At 64.3% G+C, this 2,698-nt stretch carries 3 protein-coding genes; 2 read left to right on the top strand and 1 reads right to left on the bottom strand.

What is annotated here, in order from left to right:
• The coding region (locus tag V5A38_RS14600) for an inositol monophosphatase family protein (RefSeq protein ID WP_332326493.1) at window positions 1–277 on the bottom strand (277 nt) is incomplete at its 3' end.
• Window positions 278–466: 189 nt separating this feature from the next.
• Here V5A38_RS14600 and V5A38_RS14595 point away from each other — a divergent pair.
• Window positions 467–964: a histidine kinase gene (locus V5A38_RS14595; protein WP_332326492.1), complete on the top strand. Its 498-nt coding sequence runs from the start codon at window positions 467–469 to the stop codon at window positions 962–964.
• Between the two features lie 487 nt (window positions 965–1,451).
• The gene (locus V5A38_RS14590) at window positions 1,452–2,612 is read left to right on the top strand and encodes a CBS domain-containing protein (protein ID WP_332326491.1); all 1,161 of its coding nucleotides are present in this window, start codon (window positions 1,452–1,454) and stop codon (window positions 2,610–2,612) included.
• Window positions 2,613–2,698: the final 86 nt, after the last annotated feature.

The following is a 2,698-nucleotide window of genomic DNA, read 5'->3' as shown; positions in this document are numbered from 1 at the left end:
CCCTGAACCGGCGGCGTTCGACACCGTCGATGCACCGATTCGCCGTAATCACTATCAGTGCGTCGCTCTCCTCGCCGACGAGCATCTCGTCGGGGAACTCCTCGGCAATCGTCTCGGCGACACGGCGCTGGGCGGCCCGATCGGCCTCCGTCACGACGTCGGGGTTCTCCGTTTTCGTCTCGACGGCGACGGCCGTTCGGAACAGCTCCGCAGCCACCTCGCCATCCGTGGCGGCGTGGCGGGCCAGCGCAGCACGCGCGGTCCGGTGTTCAGTCACAGTTGCCAAACTACAGGGCACCCGCAGTAACACGGTTACGTCGCAGGCTGGCTGGCGCCGTGAGGTGCACGTGACAGGGTACGCGAGAGGTTACCACACGCTTATTTTCACTCGAATATACTGTTCGAACGATAGCGGACTGGGTACCGAGACCGAGAGCCGACATCGACAGTTACGCTCCAGACAGTCATGAGCACGAACGAGAGCCGACAAGCCGACCGGAGTATCGAGCGGACGGACCCCTTCGAGGGACAGTGGGACTGGAACGGCGGTGCGCTGGCCGGGCTGCTCGCCACGGTGGTCATGGGGGTCGCGATCAGCGTGACAGACCTGTCGACGCTCCAGATCGCGATCGCCGGCCTCTACGGTCAGTCGGGGAGTCTCGTCACTGGGTGGATCGCCCACCTGGTTCACGGGACCGTGTTCGGAAGCCTGTTCACCCTTTTGCTTGCGGACCCCGGCCTCCACCGACTCACCGACTGGTACTGGAAAACGGTCCTCGCAGGTGTCGTCTACAGCGTGGTACTCGCTGTTGCGGGCGCCGGCATCCTGATGCCCATCTGGCTGGGCCTCGTGGGGTTCCCGGTGCCGCCGAGCATCCCGAACGTGACGACGCCGATGCTGTTCTGGCATCTCACCTACGGCCTCGTTCTGGGTGGGCTGTATCCAGTGATCGACCGGCGCTGAGGGCCTCGGGGCCTGTTCGTCAGCGGCCCCCCCGGTTACAGACCGCCAGCCAGAGCCGCCTCGCCGGTTTCGCTGGAGGAGGGGCGGGCGGTCGCCATGCCCGTACGAGAAGCGCCTCTGGGGCAAAACTCGAGGGACTAACCTCGAACCGCCTGTAACTCCCACGGAAACCCGTGAGCGTGCAGCGGAACTGGAACAGTAGCAGGGTTGTCACCTGAGCAGCCAGAGGAGGCGGTAGTTCGCGAGGAACTCCCGGCGGATGGCGGTAGCGCGAGCGGCGAGCCGCGGGAGTCGAGACCGTCGAGGGCGTTCCCGGGGTGAGCAGAATCTCGCCGCTGTCGCTGCGTGTCTGAACACCGCCGCACGGGCCCCGGGAGAGCAGAACTCCGGCCATTCGCCAGACAGAACCGAGACCATGTGGAGGAGCGACGATGTAGGGGGACTGCGACAACCTTCAAGACACCCGCGCCGGAAACGTACGTTGTCTATGGACATTACGGATATCGTCACCGAGGAATACGTCGAGATCGAGCCGGCTACCCGCGTCGCGAAGGTCCGGGCGATCTTCGACGAGCGGAACCCGAAAGGGGTCGTCGTGATGGAGGACGGGGAGTACGTCGGTGTCATCGGCGAGAAGCAGCTTATCCAGTCCCACATCGAGGACGACACCAAGGCCGCGGCCATCGTCGGCTCCGCCCGAAGCGGTGGGAGCCCGCCGCGTGTCAGTCGCCACGATGACGTGCGTGAGGTCTCCCGCATGCTCGTCGAGGGTGACGTGAAAATCGCGCCCGTCTACGAGGGCGAGAAGCTCATCGGTATCGTCGCCGCCGACGACATCCTCCAGGCGGTCCAGGAGAACCTCAAGGCCATCACCGTCCGGGATATCGCGACCTCCGCTGTAGTCAGTATCACCGAAGACGAGCACATCGGCAAGGCGATCAACCGCCTGCGCGAGAACAGTATCTCCCGGCTTCCCGTGCTCAACGAGGCCAGTGAGCTGACCGGCATTCTCACGACCAACGATATCGTCGACTTCGTCGTCCGCGACGAGCGGCGCCAGGGCTCCCACGACCGCCGCGGCGAGGTCGACCGGATGCTCGATCTCCCGATCTACGACCTGATGTCGAGCCCTGTCCTGACCGTCACACCCGGCGAGACTGTCGACAAAGCCGTCTCGACGATGTTCGAGAACGGCGTCTCCGGACTGGTCGTCACCTCGACGGCCGCCGGGTCGAACGTCGTCGGCGTCGTCACGAAGACCGACGTCCTGCGTGCGCTGACCCACACGGAGGAGGAGTCGATGGACGTCCAGATCACGAACATCAACCTGTTGGACGTCCTCACCCGAGAGGACATCGTCGAGGACATCACCAGCGTGGTGAACAAGTTCCAGGAGATGAACGTCCTCCACGCACACGTGCGGTTCACCCAGCACAAGGAGAAGCTTCGCGGCACGCCGCTACTCCGGTGTCAACTCCGGCTGCGGACCACGCAAGGCCAGGTCGCCGGCTCCGGTGAAGGCTACGGTGCCGAACACGCGTTCCACGTCGCACTCGACCGGCTGGAACGGAACGTGCTCGAACTCAAGGGGATCAAGGCCGACGACGAGTACCGCGGCCAGCTACTCCGGAAGCTGAACGAGCTGTAAACGCCCCGTTCGGATCTTCTATCGAGCTTCGACGCCGACTCTTTTTTTTTTCAACTACCCCGCCTTCGACCCTCAGAACTCGTCGG

Origin of the sequence: Halolamina sp., assembly GCF_036626355.1 — an archaeon.
Lineage (GTDB): Archaea > Halobacteriota > Halobacteria > Halobacteriales > Haloferacaceae > Halolamina.
Note: the sequence above shows the minus strand (reverse complement) of the source record. Positions and strands in the feature narration are given on the sequence as shown.

Bases quoted from the DNA above. Each gene is read 5' to 3' on its own strand.
- V5A38_RS14595 (WP_332326492.1), top strand. From the start codon at position 467: ATGAGCACGAACGAGAGCCGACAAGCCGACCGGAGTATCGAGCGGACG.
- V5A38_RS14590 (WP_332326491.1), top strand. From the start codon at position 1,452: ATGGACATTACGGATATCGTCACCGAGGAATACGTCGAGATCGAGCCG.